20 protein-coding genes are annotated in these 18,283 nt (G+C 71.4%); 13 read left to right on the top strand and 7 right to left on the bottom strand.

From position 1 onward, the window contains the following. Positions 1-58 precede the first annotated feature (58 nt). Positions 59-1,150: a caspase family protein gene (locus K6K41_RS18010; RefSeq protein ID WP_261401651.1), complete on the top strand. Its 1,092-nt coding sequence runs from the start codon at positions 59-61 to the stop codon at positions 1,148-1,150. A gap of 178 nt (positions 1,151-1,328) precedes the next feature. Beyond that, positions 1,329-2,147, top strand: coding sequence for a tetratricopeptide repeat protein (locus tag K6K41_RS18015; RefSeq protein WP_261401652.1), 819 nt, complete (start codon positions 1,329-1,331; stop codon positions 2,145-2,147). 458 nt (positions 2,148-2,605) lie between these two features. On the opposite strand, the gene K6K41_RS18020 is transcribed toward K6K41_RS18015, so the two are convergent. Next, entirely contained in the window at positions 2,606-2,986 is a 381-nt protein-coding gene (locus K6K41_RS18020) for a hypothetical protein (RefSeq protein WP_261401653.1), read from the bottom strand. Between the two features lie 4 nt (positions 2,987-2,990). Here K6K41_RS18020 and K6K41_RS18025 point away from each other — a divergent pair, with 4 nt between their 5' ends. Then, the gene (locus K6K41_RS18025) at positions 2,991-3,689 is read left to right on the top strand and encodes a hypothetical protein (protein WP_261401654.1); all 699 of its coding nucleotides are present in this window, start codon (positions 2,991-2,993) and stop codon (positions 3,687-3,689) included. A 291-nt stretch (positions 3,690-3,980) separates the two neighbouring features. Here K6K41_RS18025 and K6K41_RS18030 read toward each other — a convergent pair whose 3' ends face one another. After that, positions 3,981-5,462, bottom strand: a complete 1,482-nt coding sequence (locus tag K6K41_RS18030; RefSeq protein WP_261401655.1) for a S8 family peptidase — start codon at positions 5,460-5,462, stop codon at positions 3,981-3,983. After that, positions 5,459-5,683, bottom strand: coding sequence for a hypothetical protein (locus K6K41_RS18035; RefSeq protein WP_261401656.1), 225 nt, complete (start codon positions 5,681-5,683; stop codon positions 5,459-5,461). Before K6K41_RS18035 ends, K6K41_RS18030 begins: the two co-directional genes overlap by 4 nt. Positions 5,684-6,451: 768 nt before the next feature. On the opposite strand from K6K41_RS18035, the gene K6K41_RS18040 reads away from it, so the two are divergent. Beyond that, complete coding sequence (locus K6K41_RS18040) at positions 6,452-7,267, top strand: hypothetical protein (protein WP_261401657.1); 816 nt, start codon at positions 6,452-6,454, stop codon at positions 7,265-7,267. After that, a complete protein-coding gene (locus tag K6K41_RS18045; protein WP_261401658.1) occupies positions 7,264-7,536 on the top strand; it encodes a hypothetical protein in 273 nt (90 codons plus the stop codon). The genes K6K41_RS18040 and K6K41_RS18045 overlap by 4 nt, the downstream gene beginning before the upstream one ends. A 19-nt stretch (positions 7,537-7,555) precedes the next feature. On the opposite strand, the gene K6K41_RS18050 is transcribed toward K6K41_RS18045, so the two are convergent. After that, the gene (locus tag K6K41_RS18050; protein WP_261401659.1) at positions 7,556-7,741 is read right to left on the bottom strand and encodes a hypothetical protein; all 186 of its coding nucleotides are present in this window, start codon (positions 7,739-7,741) and stop codon (positions 7,556-7,558) included. A 214-nt stretch (positions 7,742-7,955) separates the two neighbouring features. On the opposite strand from K6K41_RS18050, the gene K6K41_RS18055 reads away from it, so the two are divergent. The 6 genes from K6K41_RS18055 to K6K41_RS18080 all read left to right on the top strand — a co-directional run bounded on the left by K6K41_RS18055 (position 7,956) and on the right by K6K41_RS18080 (position 12,752). Further along, entirely contained in the window at positions 7,956-8,159 is a 204-nt protein-coding gene (locus tag K6K41_RS18055) for a hypothetical protein (protein ID WP_261401660.1), read from the top strand. Positions 8,160-8,745: 586 nt separating this feature from the next. Continuing rightward, positions 8,746-9,180, top strand: a complete 435-nt coding sequence (locus K6K41_RS18060) for a hypothetical protein (RefSeq protein WP_261401661.1) — start codon at positions 8,746-8,748, stop codon at positions 9,178-9,180. 323 nt (positions 9,181-9,503) lie between these two features. After that, the gene (locus tag K6K41_RS18065; RefSeq protein ID WP_261401662.1) at positions 9,504-10,220 is read left to right on the top strand and encodes a trypsin-like serine peptidase; all 717 of its coding nucleotides are present in this window, start codon (positions 9,504-9,506) and stop codon (positions 10,218-10,220) included. A 286-nt stretch (positions 10,221-10,506) separates the two neighbouring features. Continuing rightward, the gene (locus tag K6K41_RS18070) at positions 10,507-11,364 is read left to right on the top strand and encodes an OmpA family protein (protein WP_261401663.1); all 858 of its coding nucleotides are present in this window, start codon (positions 10,507-10,509) and stop codon (positions 11,362-11,364) included. Between the two features lie 32 nt (positions 11,365-11,396). Further along, complete coding sequence (locus K6K41_RS18075; protein ID WP_261401664.1) at positions 11,397-12,338, top strand: hypothetical protein; 942 nt, start codon at positions 11,397-11,399, stop codon at positions 12,336-12,338. Between the two features lie 117 nt (positions 12,339-12,455). Then, positions 12,456-12,752, top strand: coding sequence for a hypothetical protein (locus K6K41_RS18080; RefSeq protein WP_261401665.1), 297 nt, complete (start codon positions 12,456-12,458; stop codon positions 12,750-12,752). 19 nt (positions 12,753-12,771) lie between these two features. Here the strand turns inward: K6K41_RS18080 and K6K41_RS18085 are convergent, their stop codons facing one another. Then, positions 12,772-14,547: a sugar-transfer associated ATP-grasp domain-containing protein gene (locus tag K6K41_RS18085; RefSeq protein ID WP_261401666.1), complete on the bottom strand. Its 1,776-nt coding sequence runs from the start codon at positions 14,545-14,547 to the stop codon at positions 12,772-12,774. A gap of 179 nt (positions 14,548-14,726) precedes the next feature. After that, positions 14,727-15,995 carry a hypothetical protein gene (locus K6K41_RS18090; RefSeq protein ID WP_261401667.1) on the bottom strand — a complete coding sequence of 423 codons (1,269 nt, stop codon included), beginning with the start codon at positions 15,993-15,995 and terminating at the stop codon, positions 14,727-14,729. 80 nt (positions 15,996-16,075) lie between these two features. Here K6K41_RS18090 and K6K41_RS18095 point away from each other — a divergent pair, with 80 nt between their 5' ends. Further along, entirely contained in the window at positions 16,076-16,627 is a 552-nt protein-coding gene (locus K6K41_RS18095) for a hypothetical protein (protein WP_261401668.1), read from the top strand. 105 nt (positions 16,628-16,732) lie between these two features. Then, positions 16,733-17,902 carry an alpha/beta fold hydrolase gene (locus K6K41_RS18100; protein WP_261401669.1) on the top strand — a complete coding sequence of 390 codons (1,170 nt, stop codon included), beginning with the start codon at positions 16,733-16,735 and terminating at the stop codon, positions 17,900-17,902. A gap of 16 nt (positions 17,903-17,918) precedes the next feature. Here the strand turns inward: K6K41_RS18100 and K6K41_RS18105 are convergent, their stop codons facing one another. Continuing rightward, positions 17,919-18,275: a hypothetical protein gene (locus tag K6K41_RS18105; RefSeq protein WP_261401670.1), complete on the bottom strand. Its 357-nt coding sequence runs from the start codon at positions 18,273-18,275 to the stop codon at positions 17,919-17,921. Between the last annotated feature and the right edge of the window lie 8 nt (positions 18,276-18,283).

Here is an 18,283-nt window from a genome sequence, read left to right on the forward strand (position 1 = left end):
TGGATGACTTCGCCCGGGGCCGCCGCAGAGCCGCCTCGGGCCTTGGGGAAGACGCGACATGACGGCGAGCCGCCTGTTCCGATCCATCCTGCTCGTCTGGGCGGCGCTGATCCCGGCATGGGCCCATGCGGCGCCCCAGGGCCTCACCGACAACACGGACTCGATCGCGGTCGTGGTCGGCAACCGCGACTACAAGCAGACCGTGCCGGTCGACTTCGCGGCGAACGACGCCGACGCCATCAAGGCGTTCCTCGTCGGCTCGCTCGGCTTTCGCGAGCAGAACGTCTTCGTCCTGAAGAACGCGACGCTGAACGAATTCAACCAGGCGTTCGGCACCGAGAAGAACCCGCAGGGCGGCCGGCTCTGGCGCAGCGCCGTGGAAGGCAAGTCCAACGTCTTCGTCTATTATTCCGGCCACGGCGCGCCCGACTTCAAGACGCGCCAGCCCTTCCTGCTGCCGCAGGACGGCGACCCGAACAGCCCCGAAAGCGGCTATCCGCTCGAGACGCTCTACCGCAATCTCGACCTCGTGAAGCAGAAGGTCGGCGCCGACCGCAACGTCGTCGTCATGGTCGACGCGTGCTTCACCGGCGAGACCGGGCGATCGGGCGAATCCCTGCTCGCGGTCTCCGCGCCGGGCTTCGCGCCGGCCAAGCCCAAGACCGGAGGCGGGGTCATACGCCTGGCCGCCACGTCCGGCGCGACGCCCGCCAACTGGGATTCGCGCGCCAAGCTCGGCCTCTTCACCAGCCGCATGCTGATGGGGGCGGCTGGCCTCGCCGACGGCGCGGACGGCGCCAAGCCCGACGGGCTCGTGGCGTGGAGCGAGCTCCAGAAATATCTCGACGACACGGTGGAGGCGGACGCGCGGCGGGATTCCGGACGCGAGCAGATCCCGGAGGTCGATCCGTCGAACATCATCCTGAAGGTCGCGGCCCCCGTGCCCGCGATCGCGCCGAGCTTCTCTCGGCCGCGCGCGACGAGGCGGCGTGGAAGCGCGCGAGCCAGGCCGGCACGCGCGAGGCGCTCGAGGCCTATGTGGGCCAGTGCGGCGAGGTCTGCGCCTACCGGCAGGACGCGATGGCCAAACTGTTCGAGGGCCAGCGCTCGACCCAGGCGCTGCGCGACGCCGAGAACTGGCGGAGCTTGAGCGCCGCCGGCAAATATGAGGACTACCTCAAGACCTGCTCGCCGATCTGTGCCTATCGCTCGCTTGCCGAGGGCTATCTCGGCCGTCCCGTGGCGGCGGAGGGCGCGCGGGCGCGACCGAGTGCGACGACCTCGCCGCCGCCCCGAACGATCCCGACAAGCCGGCGGACGCCAAGGGCGTGCCGCTGTCGCGGATCGAGGCGCGGCCTGCGATCGCGGCTTGCAAGAAGGCCGCGGAGAGCCAACCCGCCGAGCGGCGCTTCGCCTATCAGCTCGGCCGCGCCTACGACAAGGCGGAGCGCTATCGCGACGCCTTCGCCTCCTACAAGGCCGCGGTCGACGCCGGTTCGGTCGCGGCGATGAACAATCTCGCGACGCTCTACGAGAACGGCGAGGGCGTGAAGGTCTCGCTGCCCGAGGCCTATCGGCTCTATTCGAAGGCCGGCGAGGCCGGAAACGTGCTCGGCATGTCGAACGCCGGCCGCATGACCGAATATGGCCGGGGGACGCAGAAGAGCGTCGAGGGCGCGGTCCGCTGGTACCGGATGGCGGCCGAGGCCGGAGACGTGCCGTCGATCGTCAAGCTCGTGCCGCACTACAACGCCGGCACGGCGGGCCTGCCGCGAGACCCGCAGAAGGGCTTCGATCTCTTCCGTCAGGCCGCCGATAAGGGCGACCCGAGCGCGCTCGCCACCATGGCGGTGCTGATCGACAACGGCTTCGGCTCGTTCTTCCCCGGCGAGAAGCCGGTCGTGCTCCTGAAGCGCGCGCTGGCCAAGGGGATCGCGGGCTCGGCCTCAATCTCCGCGCTCGACGGCAACGCCCAGAAGCTGAAGCCCGCCACCGTCAAGGCGCTGCAGAAGGAGCTCGGCAAGGACGAGTTCTACACCGGCCCGCAGGACGGCAAGTTCAATCCGGTGTTCGTGCGGGCGCTCGACACTTACGCGAAATACCAGGAGCAGCAGGATCCAGGCGCCCAGGCGAAGGCCGCGGAGTGAGGGACAGGGACAACGCGGCGCCATTCTCCCCTCCCCCTTGCGGGGAGGGGTCGGGGGAGGGGGTGGTTCCGGATGAGGGGCAGAGGGCGACGCTGCTCCACGCGCAACGCCGCCGCTCCATCTTGAACCACCCCCACTCTTACCCTCCCCGCAAGGGGGAGGGAGCGGAGACGTCGCGCTCGTTCAAGACCGCGTCCCGCCTTGCGGCCGGGGTGGCCACCGCTCTCCTCCTCTCCGCCTCCCCCGCTTCCGCCGATCCGCTCGCCAAATGGCTCGACGCCGTCGAGACCTGCGCGCCGGCTCGCCCGCTGACGCTCGCGGTGGTCGGGGTCGAGCCGAGCCAGACCGCGCTTTCGCGCGAGCAGGCCGAGGAGGTGAGGCTCGCCATCGAGTCCCGGCTTCAGGCCACCGGCCGCGCCAAGCTCGCGGCGGCGTCCGATGTCGTCCGGATCAAGGGCCTACGCGAGGGAACCACGGGCCTGACCGCGGACGAGGCCGAGGCGCAGATCCGCGCGGCGTTTTCGGGCGACGCCACGGTGTTCTTCGCCGATCCCCAGCGCGAGGGCGCCAAGGCGAGCGTCCGTCTGCTCGCCATCGGCGCGCGCGCCGACTGCAAGGCGACGAGCGAGCCGATCGAGGTGCCCGTCCGCGAGGGGCCGGGCCTCGCCGACATCGACCAGCTGTTTTTCGGGCGCGGTCCGCGCGCTGGGGCAGGCGGCGGCGGAGGCTGCGAGCGTCACCGTCTGCCCGTTCCGCGCGGCGTCGGGCCATTCCACCTGCGGGGCGGCGCTCGCCGAGCGGCTCACCATCGCGCTCGACGCCGAGGCGCGCTCGGCCAATCGCGTGCTGAGGGGCGGGACGCTCGAGGTGAAGCGCGCCGCGGAAGGGGCCTGCGAGGCCGGCGGCGAAAATCTCGTCGCGCTGGGGGGCTTCGACCACGACCGGCAGGGCCAGTCCTGGATGAGCCTCGAATTCCGCCGCGGCGGCGCGGTGCTGGCGCCGGTCGGCCGGCGGAAGATCTCGATCGAGGCGCTCGGCTGCGACCCGGCGATGCGGCCGTTTCTCGACCATGTGGCGGCGACCGCGGCCACCGATCGCGCCAAGCTCGACATCGCGGCGCTCCAGAACCCGTTTTCGAGAGGCCAGCGGCTCGACGTCCGCATCGCGTCGAGCGCGCGCCAGAAGCTCTACTGCTGGGTGCTGGCCCCCGACGAGACCGGCTTCGTGGCGCTGCCTGTCCGAGGCGGCAAGGCGACGGATGCGCCGGGCGACCGGCGCTACCCGCGCGGCTTCGGCCTCGCGGAGATCGTGCTTCAGGAGCCGTTTCGAAAACCTGTTCTCGTGCTTCGCCGCCGAGAACGGCCTGCCGCAGGCGCTGGAGGCGCGCTGGATGGCCGCCTCGCCGGGCGCCGATGGCGACGCCAAGCTGCTGTCTCGGGCCGAAATCCTCGACCTCATGGAGCAGATCCGCGCGACGCCGGGAGTTCGGGAAGCGACGACGCGGATCGTGGTGCGGTGATCTCTTTCTCGTCCCGGACTTGATCCGGGACCCAGAACCGACGGCGGTTCAGGCAGATCCTCGACGCCTCAGTTCACTTGTCACCCGTCTCGGTTCTGGGTCCCGGATCAAGTCCGGGACAAAAGCGCCGCGGAGCCGGAAAGGTGGATGCGCCGAATGCGCCGGGCATGACGCGCCAAGACGAACTGCGTGCTTCGAGACGGCTCTTCGAGCCTCCTCAGCATGAGAAAGGTCGGAGGATCTGATTCAGAGCCACAACGATCCTCATGCTGAGGAGCGGCCGTCAGGCCGCGTCTCGAAGCACGCAATGCCCCTCACCGGATCTCGATCCGCCCGCCGGGCTGCAGCGCGTCCATCGGGCGGTCGGGCAGCACCCGCGTGTCCCCGCCGACGTTCCGCCGCGCGCGGTCGACGTCGTCGGGCGAGGTTCCGGCGGGAAGCTCCACCACCAGCTTGCCGTCGCCGATGTCCTCGACCTTGACCCCTTGCCCGAAGATCGTGCGGAGCGAGACGAGCGTCTCGGGCGGCACCCGGTCGCGGCCGGCGAGCACGAAGATCACGCGGCGGTTCTCCTTTCCGAGCTCGACGCAGACCGGACCGCAGCCGGCGAGCCGGGGGTCGGGCTGCGACGGCTTCGGATCCTCGGACTTTCCGGGGTCGGGCGTCGGCCCCGGCGTCTCGCCGCCGGCCTGCCCGAGCGCCGCGACCGCCGCGGCGGCGTTCGGCATCACGAAGGCGCGGCCGCCGCGCGGGTCGGTCACCTTGGTCCCGGTTGAGGCCAGGATCTTCACTAGCTGGTCGACGGAGGCCTCCGGGACCTTGGCCTTCATCAGCGCGAACAGCCCTGTGACATGCGGGGCCGCCATCGAGGTGCCGTCGAGCTTGTAATAGGCGTGCGCGGCCGAGGAGAGGATCTGGCTGCCGGGCGCGACGAGATCGACCAGCGGCGAGGCGTTGGAATAGGCCACCGCGATCTTGCCGTCCTTGCCGACCGACCCGACCGTCACGGCCGAGCGGATGCAGGCGGGCTCGGTCACTGCGTCCGAAAAGCCGTTGTTGCCCGACGCCGCGACGACGGGGAGCCCTGCGGCGGTGAGCCGGTCGATCACCTGGGCGTAGGCCGACTGCAGGTCGCAGGCCTCCGCGGCCTTGCCGCCGCCGAGGCTCAGGTTGACCGCCGCGACCTTGGCCTCGGCGCGGATCTTCTCGACGTAGAGCAGCCCCTTCAGCACGTCTGAGGTGAAGGCCGAGATGCAGGTCTTCTGGCCCTTTCCGCAGACCTTCTCGCCGTCGAAGCGCGAGAACACCTGAACGGCGACGATGCGCGCCGCCGGGGCGACGCCGTTCAAAAGCCCTTCGGCCGATTGCCCGTTCGCGCCCGCGGCGATGCCGGCGACATGCGTGCCGTGCACGCAGTTCGGCGTCACGGCGCGGATGTCGCAAGCGCGGCCGGAGCCCGGGCCGACCTGCTGGTCCTGCCCGTTCGGGCAGAGCGATTTCGCGCCCGTGGCGGGCGAATTCGAGGAGAAGCAGGCCTCCGCCGCGATGCGGCCGGCAAGGAACGGGTGCTCGGTCTCGACGCCCGTGTCCAGCACGGCGACCGAGACGCCGTCGCCCTTTTCGCCAGCCGTCGCCCAGGCGTCCGGAACCTTCAGCATCGCGGTCGATTGCGGAAGGAAGGCCTGCATCAGCCGGTCCGGCGCCACGCGCTGGACGTTCTGGTCGCGGGCGAGGCCCCCGAGCCCGTCGCGCGAGACCTCCGCCACCACGAAGGGCGTGTCGCCGATGCGGCTCACCGCTTGCGCCGAGGCGCCGTAGGTCGAAGCGATGTACTCTCGGGCTCGCGGGCGCTCTCCTGCCGGTTGGGGGCCATCAGCACGATAACGCGCTGGGAGGCCCCGCTCCGCGCCGCGGTCATCAGCGACTCCGGCACCTTGTTTGGGCTTTGCGCGAGCGCCGGACCTCCGAGCGCGATGAGCGCCGCGGCGGCGATGAGCGGTCGAACCGTCGCCTTCATCCATTCCCCTCCCATATCGCCCGGATCGGGCTCTCGATGACCCATGCTTGGAGCGTCGAGAGGCCGTTTCGCTTGCAAGGCGACCTGCCTGCGGGCGACGTTGTCGCACGACAATACGACATGAGAAGCGGCGGCGCGCCAGAACCGGGCGGAGACGAGAGTGGACGGGACGGAGCGGCTTTCGGGCGTCGACGAAACGCTGATGGGCGACGTGGCCAATGTCGCGGAAGGCCGCGGCCTCGCTTTCGGCGATCGCGCCTGGCTCGCCCGCGCGGTGACGGGGGCCGTACGCCCCAACCGCGACAAGCCGTTCTGGGATCTCGCCCATCTCCTCGCCGTGATCGCCCGCGCCGCCGGCCCCGACGGCGTGATCGACCTCGCGCTCGACCCGCGGCTGTCGCGCGGGGATGCGGTTCGCGGCGGGCTCGCGGACGCCGGCGTTGCGACCGACGACCACGGTCCTCTTCTCGCTCTCGACGGCCGCGACTGGTGCATGGGCTGGAGCGGGACGGCGCGGCTGCTGGCGCTCGCCGAATTCGTGCTGACCGCCGACGGGCTGGCGCAATTCGCCGCCGTCCGCGGCTTTGTCAGCGACCTCGGCGGCGCCGGACCGCGAGGCGGTCGACCAGTTCTCCCGACGTCTCGTGCGGATCGCGACCGCCTATCGCGAGGCCCACATGCCGATCGCACCGGTCGAGAAGCGGTTCCGCGCGATCCTCTCCTTCCTCGGCGAACGCCGCGGGCGGGGGCGCGTTCGGCGACGGCGACGTGCTGGCGTTCTGGCGCGCGGAGGTCGAGAGCGGCGAGCGCACCCAGTTCCGCACCGTGGCGGAGCATTTCGTCACCTATTCCAAGGCTTTCGAGGCCTTCGGCGGGCTGGCGAAGCTCACCGGCGCGGCGTCGGTCGAGGAGATCGAGGGCTGGAGCGACCGGCTCGACGGGGCGCTCGCGGACCTCGTGGGCGAGGCGGACGAGCAGGAGCCGCTCGCCCTGCGCCTCAAGGCGCTGCCGGACGGACCCAAGATCCTCACCAAGGCCGAGCGCGACGAGGTCGCCGACATCGTGGCGCTTGCGCCCTTCCACCGCGACCGGCCGCTGACCGTGCTGCGCTCGATCAGCTTCGGGCGTGCAGTCCGGCATCGCCAACCGGCTTCGCCGCGGGACCGGCGGGCCGGACGTCGCCGAACGCGCTCCTGCGGCGAGGCCGAAAGCTATGAGGCGGTCATCGGGCGCGCGCAGGTTCTGGACGAGCATGTCGAGCGCATGGTCCGGATCGCCGCCGCGCTTCGCCTCGGCGCTTCCGCGACGCGCGACGCGCGCCTCGAGGCCGTCGTCGCCCAGGCCGAGGCCGACCTGAAGCGCGTGCGCCGCGCAGGCTTCGACGCCGACCGCGAGACGCTGGCGGCAGGCTTTGCGACCGCCGACGGCGTTCTGGCCGACGCCCGCGCGGCGCTCTCCGACTTTCTTGCGGCGACCCGCGCTCTGACGGGCTGGAGCCCGCTTCCCGAAGCTTTCGACGAGGACCGCGAGGCGTTCGCCGCCGTTTTCGCCCGCGCCTATCTCGCGCAGGAGACCGCCGCATGAGCGCGCTGTCCGGACCCGAGGCAGGGCGGCTTCTCGCCGAGGCCCACGCGCGCGCGCGCGGCCGCGACGCTGGCGAGGCCGCCGCGCCTGCCGTCCCCATCCGCGCGCTCTGGGCGCACGCAAGTCGCAAGGCCGGCGCGCCCGTCGATTTCGCCGTCGTCCGCGCGCTGCGGGACGATCCTGAGACCGCGGCGCGCTATCGGGCGCTGCTCTCGGCGTCGCGGTCGCGCATGCGCCCTTCGCCGTCGCGGCCTCGGACGGCGCGATGACCGAGCGTCGGGTCGGGCCTTACCGGCTTTCGCTCGTCGCGGCGTCCGACGGCGCGCCGCCCTTGCTGGTGATCGCCTCGGAGGGCGCGCCGGCCCGAAGGCGATCGAGATCGCGTCCGGGGACACGAGGGTCCGCCTCGCGCTGCCCGAGGCCGTCGAGGGCGCGCAGGTGCTCGCGCTCGATCCGGCCGATCCCGAGGCGCAAGGAGCGGCTGAAGCCTTCCAGGATCGCGCCGCCGAAATCTTCCTCTTCTAGATCATGCTGCGATCTGACGCGCTCACACCGTCATGCCCGGCGGAGCCGGGCATCCACGACTTTCCAGGAGCATGGAGCTTTACGCCGAAGTCGTGGATACCCGCGAAGACGCGGGCATGACGGTGTGGTTCATCCTGAAACCTCCGTGCTCGAGCGGCCCAGAATGAGGCGTCTTCTCGTCGTCGTCCCGACCACCGGCGGCCCCGCTGTCTTGCGGCGGCTCGGCCCCCGCGCGGGGCTGCCGGTCTCGGCCGCCTTCGCCGACGGCGACTACCGGCCGCTCGCCTGGGTCGGCCGACTACGCCCGGCTGGCGGCCCCGGGCGGTCCGATCGCCCGCGCGCTCGGCGAGGCGCCGGCGCCGCATGAACTGCGCCTCGACCGCTCCTTCGACGCCGGCCGAAGCTGGGAGGCGCCGGTCGCGGCCGCGCATCTGCTGATCGCACGAGGATTTGAACTGACCGACGATCCGGCGGCGGCCGACGTCCTGCTGTGGGCCACCGGCGCGGTCGATCTCGATCTGGCGCTGATCTCCGGCGACTATGCGGTCGCGGAGAAGATCGAGCTGTCGGCCGCCCTGTTCGAGGCGGCGAAGGGCGCGGTGGTCGTCGTGGCGCTGCCGCCGGGGACGGCGGGAGAGCCCGGAGCCCGGCCGAGCGCCCGGATCGTCCGGCCGACGTCGGCGCAGGATATCGTCGCCGCTGTTGGACAGCACGCCGCGTCTCGACTCCCTCCCCCCTGCGGGGAGGGTGAGGGTGGGGGTGGTCCAGAACAAAGCGCCGCCGTTGCGCATCGAGTATCGGCGCCGCTCAGCCTCTTCCGGAGCCGCCCCATCCCTCACCCCTCCCCGCAAGGGGGAAGGGGGCGGCAACGTCCTCCGCTTTTTCTTCGCGCTCGCCTGCCTTTCGGTTCTCGGCGGCGGCGCGGCGATTTGGCGGTTCGGCGGCCCGAACCTGTGCCGACCCCGATCCCGTCGAGACAATCAGGCAGTGAGAGGCGACGAGACGCCTCCGCCCGCGCCTCCAAAACCTTCGCCAAAATCGCCGTCGACGAACTCCGCGCGACGGCCGGAAAGACCTGCGCGCAGGCGCTGTTCGGTTCGGCGGCGCCCGAACGCCGGCCGGTCGCGGTCACGGACGGGAGGCTGGAGCCGAGCCGCCTCGACGGCGCGCTCTGCGGCGTTGCGGTTCGCGCTTCCGATCCCGCGGCGGCGTCGGTGCGGGTGACGGGCGCGCTCGCCGGCGCCTCTTCGGCCCCGCGGCCGGACGCCGGCGGCCAGATCTACTGGCTGAAGGACGGGGCCCGCCAAAAGCTCGTCTACGAGGTCCAAGCCCTTTCGAAGGACGGCGGCGCGATCGGCGATCCCGTGCGCCACGAGCTTGCGCCGTGAGCCTCATGGCGTCGTTCGTCATTTGCCGGCGCCGCGGCGTCAGTTAATAGGTGATCACGAGCGGAGGGGCGAATGCGGCGGCGACGCAGGCAGGGCATTCTGGCCGGACTGGCGATGGCGGTCGCGTTTGCGGGCCCGGCGGGCGCGCAGGTCGCGGGATTCGACCCCGCCGACTACGGCAAGGCGCAACTTCCGTCCGCCAGAGCACCGGCGACGCCGCGAAATTCATTGACAGCAATCGCGGGGCGTTCGAGCCCGTCGCGGAGCTTGATCCGAGGGACCCGCTCTACGCGCTCGCGCGGCCGGTCGGGCGGCTCGACGTCGTGCTGCGCAACCAGAAGACCGGCCAGGAGGTCGGTTCGTCCTGCACCGGCGAGCTGATCGCCGGCGACTACGTGCTCACCAACCATCACTGCCTGCCGCAGTCCGGCGATCTGAGGCCGGTGAAGGCCTCGCTGCTGATGGACTACCTGACGCTCGACGGAAAGGGCTCGAAGCGGTTCGACGTCGAGCCGAGCCCCCAAGAGTTCAGCGCCAAGCTCGATTTCGCGGTCGCCAAGGTGTCGGGCGGGGCGGTCGCCGAATTCGGCTCGGTGAGGCTCGTCGCAGCCTCGCCCGAGGGCGCGCGCTCGCTGCTCGTCATCCACCATCCGCTCGGGCGGCCGAAGGTGATGAGCCGTTTCCGCTGCCTCGCGCTGAAGGAGCAGGCTGAAGGCGCGGAGCTCCGCCACCGTTGCGACACGCTCGGCGGCAGCTCTGGCTCGCTGCTCTACGCGATGGGGTCCGAGGGCGTCGCGCTCCACAAGGAGGGCGGGCTCGATCCCGCCGACACGACGAGCTTCAACACCGCGACGCGGATGTCGGCGATCCTCGCCGAAAGCAAGGTTCTCCAGGCCGCGGTCGCGACGGCAGGCGCCGACGCGCCGCCCGCGCCCAAGGCCGCCGACCGCGGCGGCGACGACCCGATGAAGTCGACGCCGCTCGGCTCGTCGGGCGGGTTGGATACGGGCCAGATGAACTCGATCCTGAGGGGCCAATGAGGGCAGGGGGGATCGCAGAGCGCGACCTCTCCGCCTCCCTCCCCCTTGTGGGGAGGGTTGGGGTGGGCGTGGCTCAGGATAGATCGCCACGGTTGCGCGTGGAGCGACGTCAGCCCCTGAGCCTCTTCCGGAACCACCCCCACCCCCGACCCCTCCCCGCAAGGGGGAGGGGAGAAGCGCCCGCCTCGCTTTCTGAAATCAGCTCCTGCGCAAAAACCGCTCTCGCCGTCCCACGCATCGGAGAGACGGAGCCGGTCGGCTCCCCGACGCTGAAGGAACCGACGTCATGATGTTCGCGACCCGCCTCGCTCTTCGATCCGCGGCCTCGGCCGCAGCGCTCACGCTGCTGGTCGCCGCGGCCTTCGCGCAGTCGAACCCTCTGACCGACCAGCCCGGCCACGGACCGGAGCCCGAGGCCGGCGTCGCCATGGAGCCGCAGGGCGCCGCCGAGGAGCGCGCGACCGTCAATCCGAGCGCGACCGAGATCATCCGCTCGCTCGCTCCCTTCGCGGACGGCAACCCGAACGCGCCGCGCCAGTATCGCGACGTCGACGCCGGCGGGCGCACGGTGCGGGTCGACTACGGCCGCGCCGTCGATCTCACGGTCTTCTTCCTCTACGACAGCTTCCAGCTGACGCCCGAGGCCCGCATCCAGCTCGAGCCGCTCGGTCGCGCGCTGCAATCCGAAAAGCTCGCTGGCTTCCGCTTCCTGATCGCCGGCCACACCGACGCCGCCGGCAGCGACGCCTACAATCGCGGCCTCTCCGCCCGGCGCGCCGCGGCGGTGAAGCGCTATCTCGTCGAGGCCTTCGACATCGAGCCGTCGCGGCTCGTGGCCTATGGCTGGGGCGAAAGCCGGCTCAAGGATCGGGGCAACCCGCTGTCGCGCGTCAATCGCCGCGTCGAGGTCGCGCTCATCGCGCCGCCGCGCCGCTCCTCGTCGCTCGAGCGGTCGAGGCTCGGCTACGAGGGACCGCAAGGCCTGCGCCACGACGTTTCCGGCGACGACGGCTGCGGGCTCGAGGAGATGACCGATCCGCGGCTGCGCAAGCCGCTGGACCTCGACGATTTCGGCGCCGCGCCCGCCGCGGTCTGCGCCGAGACCCTGAACATGGACGATCTCGAACTCGCCCCGCGCCGCTGAACCCGCGCGCCAAAACACCGGAGACTGCCCCGATGCTCATCAGGACTCTTTCGGCGATCGCGGGACTTGCGTTCGCGTCGATCGCTCTCGCCGCGCCCGCCGGCGCCCAGACCAAGCCCAACATCGTGGTGATGGGCGAGGACGCCCAGGACTCGGTGCCGCGCGGCAACCGCATCTTCCAGCGCGTCATCGCCGAGCTCGGCGAGACCATGAACCTGCGCGGCTACAACGTCTATGACGAGACCGCGGTCGCCATGTCGGTCACCCAGCCCGGCCGCGTGCGCCGCCGCGACGCGGAGCTCATCGACGTCGCCCGCGCCGTGCAGCAGCCGCCGCTCGACGTGGTGGTGGTGTTCCAGATCTACGCCTCGGCGCAGAAGTCGATGTATTCCGACATCGTGCGTCCCGAGGTGCGGGTCGCGGGCCGGCTCTTGAACGTGCGCACCGGCCAGGGCCTGGGCTCGTTCGAGACCACGGGCCAGCAGCTGCCGCCGCTGCCGCAGGGCTGCGACCGTGAATGCCTGCTCGAAAAGGTCGGCGCCGAGGCCAAGACTCTGGCCAACGACCTTTCCAACGCGCTCGGCGCCAAGCTTGACGGCTTCATCGGCTCGGCCCCGTCCGCGGGCGGCGGTGCGGTGACCGACGTGGCGCCGGCCGGCGGCGGCTCCGTCGGCGCGCCTGCCCCGGCGGGCGACGCCTGCGGCGGCATGCCGACCGCCTATGTGATCAAGGTGCAGGGCTTTTCGGCGGAAGAGATGCAGCGCATGGAGGAGTATTCGGCCGCGTTCAGCTGCTATGCGAGCCATCGCCCGGTGCGCGCCTCGGGCGGCATGGCCGAATACTGGTACGAGACCCGCTCCGACAGCGCCCGCCTCAACCGGAACCTGCGCCTGATGCTCGACCATATGGGCTCGGCCGGCCAGGTCACCTTCACGGGCAACACCTTCACCATCGCCAAGGTCGCGACGCGCTGACCAGGAGGCTCGGCGGCCGTCGTCGTCTTCGGGCGGCGCCGGCGAGGGAGATGACGACTATGCCTCGAAAGACATCCATCGCGCCGAGGGGCTTGGTCACGCCGCGAAGACGCGGGCGTGACCAAGCCGAGCCGTCGCGCTCAAAGCCCAAGCCTCGTCGCCGCCGCCTGCTTCGCGATCGCGCTGCTCGCGCCCGCCGACGCCTCCGCCCGCAGCGACGCCTTCGAAGCGCTGATCGCCCAATGGACCGACCTCAACTCCGCCTGTCGCGGCGGAAGCGGCGACGACCCGAAGACGATGAAGGCCTGCGACGAGCGCGAGACGATCGGCGCGAGGCTCAAAAAGGGCGGCTGGTGCTACGGCCGCCCCGGAGACGCTGGCTACCAGCGCAACTGGATCCGCTGCGGCTCGTGACCCTGACCACCTCTCCGCGTCAGGACCGTTCGCGGGCGAGGCGGTCCCATTCGACGGACAGCACGCGGTCCAGATGGCGATCGAGCAGGGGCCCGAGCGGAGACCGCCCGATCGGGGTCTCGTAGCAGCGCTGGATGAAGGCGACGTCCATATTGGAGTTGCCTTCGAGGACGCGCGGGCCGTCCGGCGTCAGTCCGATGTCCCAGCCGACGATCGGGCGCGCCGAGAACACGCGATGCGCCTCGATCGCGGCCTGCGCGACCTGATCCCATTCGGCGATCCGCACGCCCGCGACCGGCGCGCCCGTCACCGGATGGACCGGATAGCGCTCGACGCAGGTGCTCGCCACGTCGCCGAGCAGAGGGCCGAGAACGCCCGTCTCGATGTCGATCGCCGCGCCCCATTCCTTCTCGGCGAAGCGCGGCCAGCCCTTCTCGAAACGCCGCAGGATGCGGACGAGCCCGTGGGTGAGGCTCGGCCGGCCGAGGTCGTCGAGGCAGGTGACCACGCGGAACACCACGAGCGACGTCTCGGCCAGAAGCGCGACCGAGGGATGGTTCGCGAGCTTGGGCTGGACGATCAGCCCGTGGGGCCGGTCGAGCTTGGCGAGGCGCTCCGCGAGCTCGGCGTAGCCGAGCGTCCCGCCCGCGTCGTCGCGCCAGAAGAGTGGCGCGATGCGCTCGAAATTGAGCGTGAACTTGCCGCCGCAGCCCTTGCGGTCCTTCACGAACAGGTCGCGGTCGAACGCTTCCGGTCCGGCCCATGGCTGAAAGGCGCCGTCGGACGCGTAGCCGAGGATCGGCGCGACGGGCACGCGGTTCTCCTCGCAGACCTGCGTGAAGGCGATCTTGTCGCTCATGTCGCGGGCGCCGCCCCATGCGGGCGCGCTCCGGTTGATCGCCGCCATCAGGCCGTTCTTGGTCTCGACGCGGGAGATGTAGCCGTCGACGTCGCGCGGGCCGGACGCCTTGTAGAGCGACAGCACGTAGTAGCTGAACGCGTCGATCCCCTGAGCGCCGAGCCGCGCCAGATCGAGCGCCTGCCGCAGCAGGCCGGGGCCGCCGGCGCGCCTGACCGAGGGGCCGACGCGCGCGCCGAACATCAGCGCCATGACGGCGAGCACCACGTGGCGGGCGCCCGCCTCCTGCAGGAAGGGGATGCGGGTCGGGTAGCGGCCGCCGTTGCGCAGGCTGAAGTCGCGGTAGAGCGCGCGCCCCTTGCGCCCGACCTCGGAGGGCGAGAACGCGTAGCTCTTGAGCGGCGCGAATTCAGCGAGCAGCAACGCGACCACATAGGCGAGAACCGCCGCGAGCTCGCCGCTGTCGTTGAGATATTCGAGCGCCTCGGCCCGGCCCGCAGGGTCCGGCTCGATCGCCGCCAGCCAGCCGACATATTGGGCCGCGACCTGCGCCGCGAAGCCGACCGCGAGCACCGTCATCACCGAGCGCCGCATCGCGTAGCGCCGGCACGCCTTGAAGAGGAAATAGGCGGCGACGAACCACATGGCGATCGAAAGCGCCATCTCGCTCGGTCCGTGGGTCTTCAACAACAGCAGTTCGCCGACATTGCCCTCGACCGACAGGAGGCCCATGCCGAGCGTGGCCGCGAACCAGGCGCGCCGCGCCTGCTCGGCCCGCCAGTAGCTCCGCAGCTGCAGCAGCGACCAGGCGAAGCCCATGGTGGCGACCGCGTTGCTGCCGAGCTCGATCGGCGCGAAGGCGCGCCAGGGCGAGACGCCGCTCGCCTCCTGGATCGCTAGCACGGCGCAGAGGACGAGGAACCCGCCGGCCGCCATGCGGCGCGCAGACGAAAAAGCGGATGGAGCGCGGCGTCAGTCTGCATGGGGCGATCCGTTCGCGACGGCGGTTCGGGACGTCATGGCGCCGACGTCTCCGGCGACGCCCAGCCAGCCGCGCAAGTGCGTCCGCTTGAGGGCGCAATGATGGCGTGAGGCGTTGGCGCGAGCGCCGCTCCTCATTTCTTTTTCAGGTAGTTCGATCCGTTGATGACCAGCAGCCCGTCCGAGCCCTTGTCGGGTGCGAAGACGGAGAGCTTCTCGACCTTTCCCGCCTCGTCGGTCAGCGTGAGCGTGAAGCCGTCGATCCGGTAGGTCCCGCTCGCCTCCGGACGCCTGCCGCCGGCGGTGAAGCCGGTCGTCCCGCCGCCCATGTCCGAGGTCGAGCTCGCGCTGGTGAAGCCTGTGCGGGCGAAGCGGCCGCCAGTGTCGAAGGTGAGCGTCCGCTCCGACGACACGCTGTTGCTCGAAAACGCGGTGCTGCCCGTGGAGGCGAAGAAGTAACGCCAGCTTCCCTGAAGCGGCGTCCCGTCTTCCAGCGGTTTCAGGCGGACGTGGCGGTCCTTGCCGATCTTGACGTCGTCGCCGTCGGTCTCGAAGGCCCGCGTCCTGGTCTCGATCACCCCGTACTGGTTGACGACGTCGCGGAGCTCGATCTCGCTCGCGCCCGAGAACCAGCCGCCGCCTTTCAGCGCATAGAGCCCGCAATCGGCCGGCGTCTTCGCGCAATGGGCGGCGAGGTCGCCGTCCTCGGGGAGGCGGTTCGAATAGAGGCCGGACTTGTCGAACACCTTGATCCGGCTTTGCGAATAGAAATCCGTGCCGCCGAAGGCGTTGAGCCGCAGTCCCGTGTCGAGATGCGTGAACGCGCCCTCGAGCCCGCCGTTGCCCTTGGCGGGGACGAGCGCGGTCCCGTCCGACGGATCGAGCTTCAGCGAGCGCACGAGGCCGGCGAACGCGGCCTCGGCGGCTTTGCCCTCGTCGCCGCGGAGGTTGAAGGTCAGCAGCACGACGAAGACCTGCCGGTCGTCGGAGGCGATGCCCGCCGTGCGCTGGCCGACCGACACCCCTTGCACCCGCGCGCAGCAGCGCCATTCGGTGCGGATGCGCCGTCCCGCCGGCGTCAGCCCGTCGGCCTTGAGCGAAGGCTTCTCCTTCGTCAGCTCCGTCACCGACGTGGAGAACTGCGTGAAGTTGGCGTCGAATTGCTCCGGCCCCACCGAGAGCGGCGCCGCCACCTGGATCATCGCGCTCGACTTGCGGCCCTTGTCGGACACGATGGTCTTCTGGAACACGGTGAATGACGTCCCCGCCTTCCGCTCCCAGCCTGCGCCGGCCTCCGGCGCCTCGAACGTCACGCCCTCGATGGTCTCCTGTGCGGCCGTCGCGGCTCCCGCGGGCCAGCAGCCGAGGGCGGCGAGGACGACGGCGGCGCGCGACAGCTTCATGGCGAACCTTCGGATTGACGCCGGGGTGGTCGAGCGACCATGAAGGCGGCGCAAGGTCAAGAGACGGTAGAGGCGGACGGGTGACGGAGACGCGACGGATCGCGACCGCGGGTCTCCTCGCGCTGATCTGGGCGGGCTTCGCGCTGTTCCACGCCGATCAGGCGTCGCGCCTGACAAAGCCGTTCGACAGCGGCCGGCTGGTGACGGTCGAGACCGTGGTGGCGGAGGTCTCCTCGGAGACCGTCTCGACCGGAACTCCGTCGCGGCCCTCGCGCGGGCTGAGCCAGACCCTCATGCTGCCGGACTACCCCGACGTCGTCTTTCCGCTCGACGCCGCGATCGACGCGACGGGGCTTGCGGGCGCGCAGGCGCGGCTCACGATGGTCGGCGACCCCGCCGCGGCGCAGCGCGACCGGCGCCCGATGGACAGGCCCGTCATCGAGGTCGTGGGCGTCGAGCTCGGCGACCGCAGGCTGCTCGACCACGCCGACACGCTCGGCCGCTACGAGGCTGCGGCGGCGCGCCATGACCGCCAGGTCGGGCTGTTCGGCGTCGCGGCGGTCGGAAGCGCGCTGACGGCCGCCTGGCTCGCCCGCCGGCGGATCGCGACGGCGCTGCGACGGCTGCGATAGGCGCGGCGCGATCCTGATCCGCGCGGCCTCTGTCCAGGCTCCCGGCGCCCTCCGGCTTCCGCTATGATCGCGGCTCCCGCAGCGGACCCACGAGCGGAGCCCCGGATGCGCGTTCTCCTGATCCTCGTGGCGGCGATGGTCGCGGCGGCGGCGAGCGCCGCCGAGAGCGCCGACTTCTACGATCCCGGCGGTCTCGATCTCGCGTCGGGGCGTCCGGGAGCGATCCTGCGGGTCGCCGTGCTCGAGGGCGCGCCCGAAGGGGCGACGGCCTACCGCGTCATCTACCGGTCCACAGCCTTCGACGGCGGCGCGATCCCGGTCTCGGGCGTGATCGTCGCGCCGAGCGGGCCGGCGCCGGCCGGCGGCAGGCCCGTGGTCGTCTGGGCGCATCCGACCTCGGGCGTCGAGGACCAGTGCGCGCCGTCGCGGGCGCGGGGCTTCTTCGGCTTCGTGCAAGGCCTCGGCGCGATGCTGAAGGCCGGCTACGTGGTCGCGGCGACCGACTATCCGGGCCTCGGCATGCCCGGTCCCCATCCCTATCTCGTCGGCGTCAGCGAAGGACGGGCGGTGCTCGACTCGGTTCGGGCCGCCCACGCGCTGCCCGAGGCCGGCGCGAGCCGCCGCTTCGCCGTCTGGGGCCATTCGCAAGGCGGTCACGCCGCGCTGTTCGCCGGCGTTCTGGCCGCGACTTACGCGCCCGAGCTCGACCTGGCGGGCGTCGCGGCGGCCGCGCCCGCCACCGAGCTCGCGACGCTGCTCGCCGACGACATCGCGACCTTGGGCGGGCGCAACCTCACCGCCATGACGCTCTGGTCCTGGGCGCAGGTCTATCGCGCGCCGATCGACGACGTGGTGAAGGCCGAGGCGCTGCCGGTCGTCCAGAGGCTCGCGGGCGACTGCATCGAGAGCGTCTTCGACATCTTCGCCCGCATGGCTCCCTCGAGGGCGCTCGCGAAGGAGTTCCTGAAGTCGCAGACCTTCTACGAGACCGAGCCGTGGCGCGGGCTGCTCGCCCGCAATTCGCCCGGCCTGCCGCCAAAGGGCGCGCCGCTGTTCCTCGCGCAGGGGACGGCGGACGATCTCGTCAGGCCGCAGGTCACGCAGGACTACGCCGATCGCGCCTGCCGCGCGGGGCGGGCCGTCCGGATGGTCTGGCTGCCGAAGGGCGGCCATCTCTACGCCGCGCGCGACAGCGCCGCGCAGGCGGTCGCATGGATCGGCGACCGCTTCGCAGGGCTTGCGCCGCCCAACGACTGCGCCGCCGCGACGCCGTAGCGACGGCGCGACGCGGTCAATCGTGCGGCCCGCACGGGCCTTCGACGCGATCGATCTCCAGCAGGGGCGGCCTGCTGAACCGGCCCTCGATCACGAGGCAGCCGTCGGCGCGCCAGGCCGCCGCCACCGCCTCCTGGTCGGCTGTCGCGCCGGACATCGGCGGCGGCGCGTCGCCGGCGAACATCGGCCGCCCGAAACGCGGCTTTCCGGGCTCGGATGCGGCGAGGACGCCGATGCGCGGGCAGGGCTCCTTCACGCACATGACGCCGGTCGAGCCGATCTTGAGGCGGCCTTCGAAAGATCGCTCGTCGGAAGCCGCCGGCGCCGCGGCGAGGGAGCCAAGCGCGAGGGCGATCCACAGACGTCCCGCCATGCGCGTTC

It is taken from the genome of Chenggangzhangella methanolivorans (genome assembly GCF_019797865.1).
GTDB lineage: Bacteria > Pseudomonadota > Alphaproteobacteria > Rhizobiales > Methylopilaceae > Methylopila > Methylopila methanolivorans.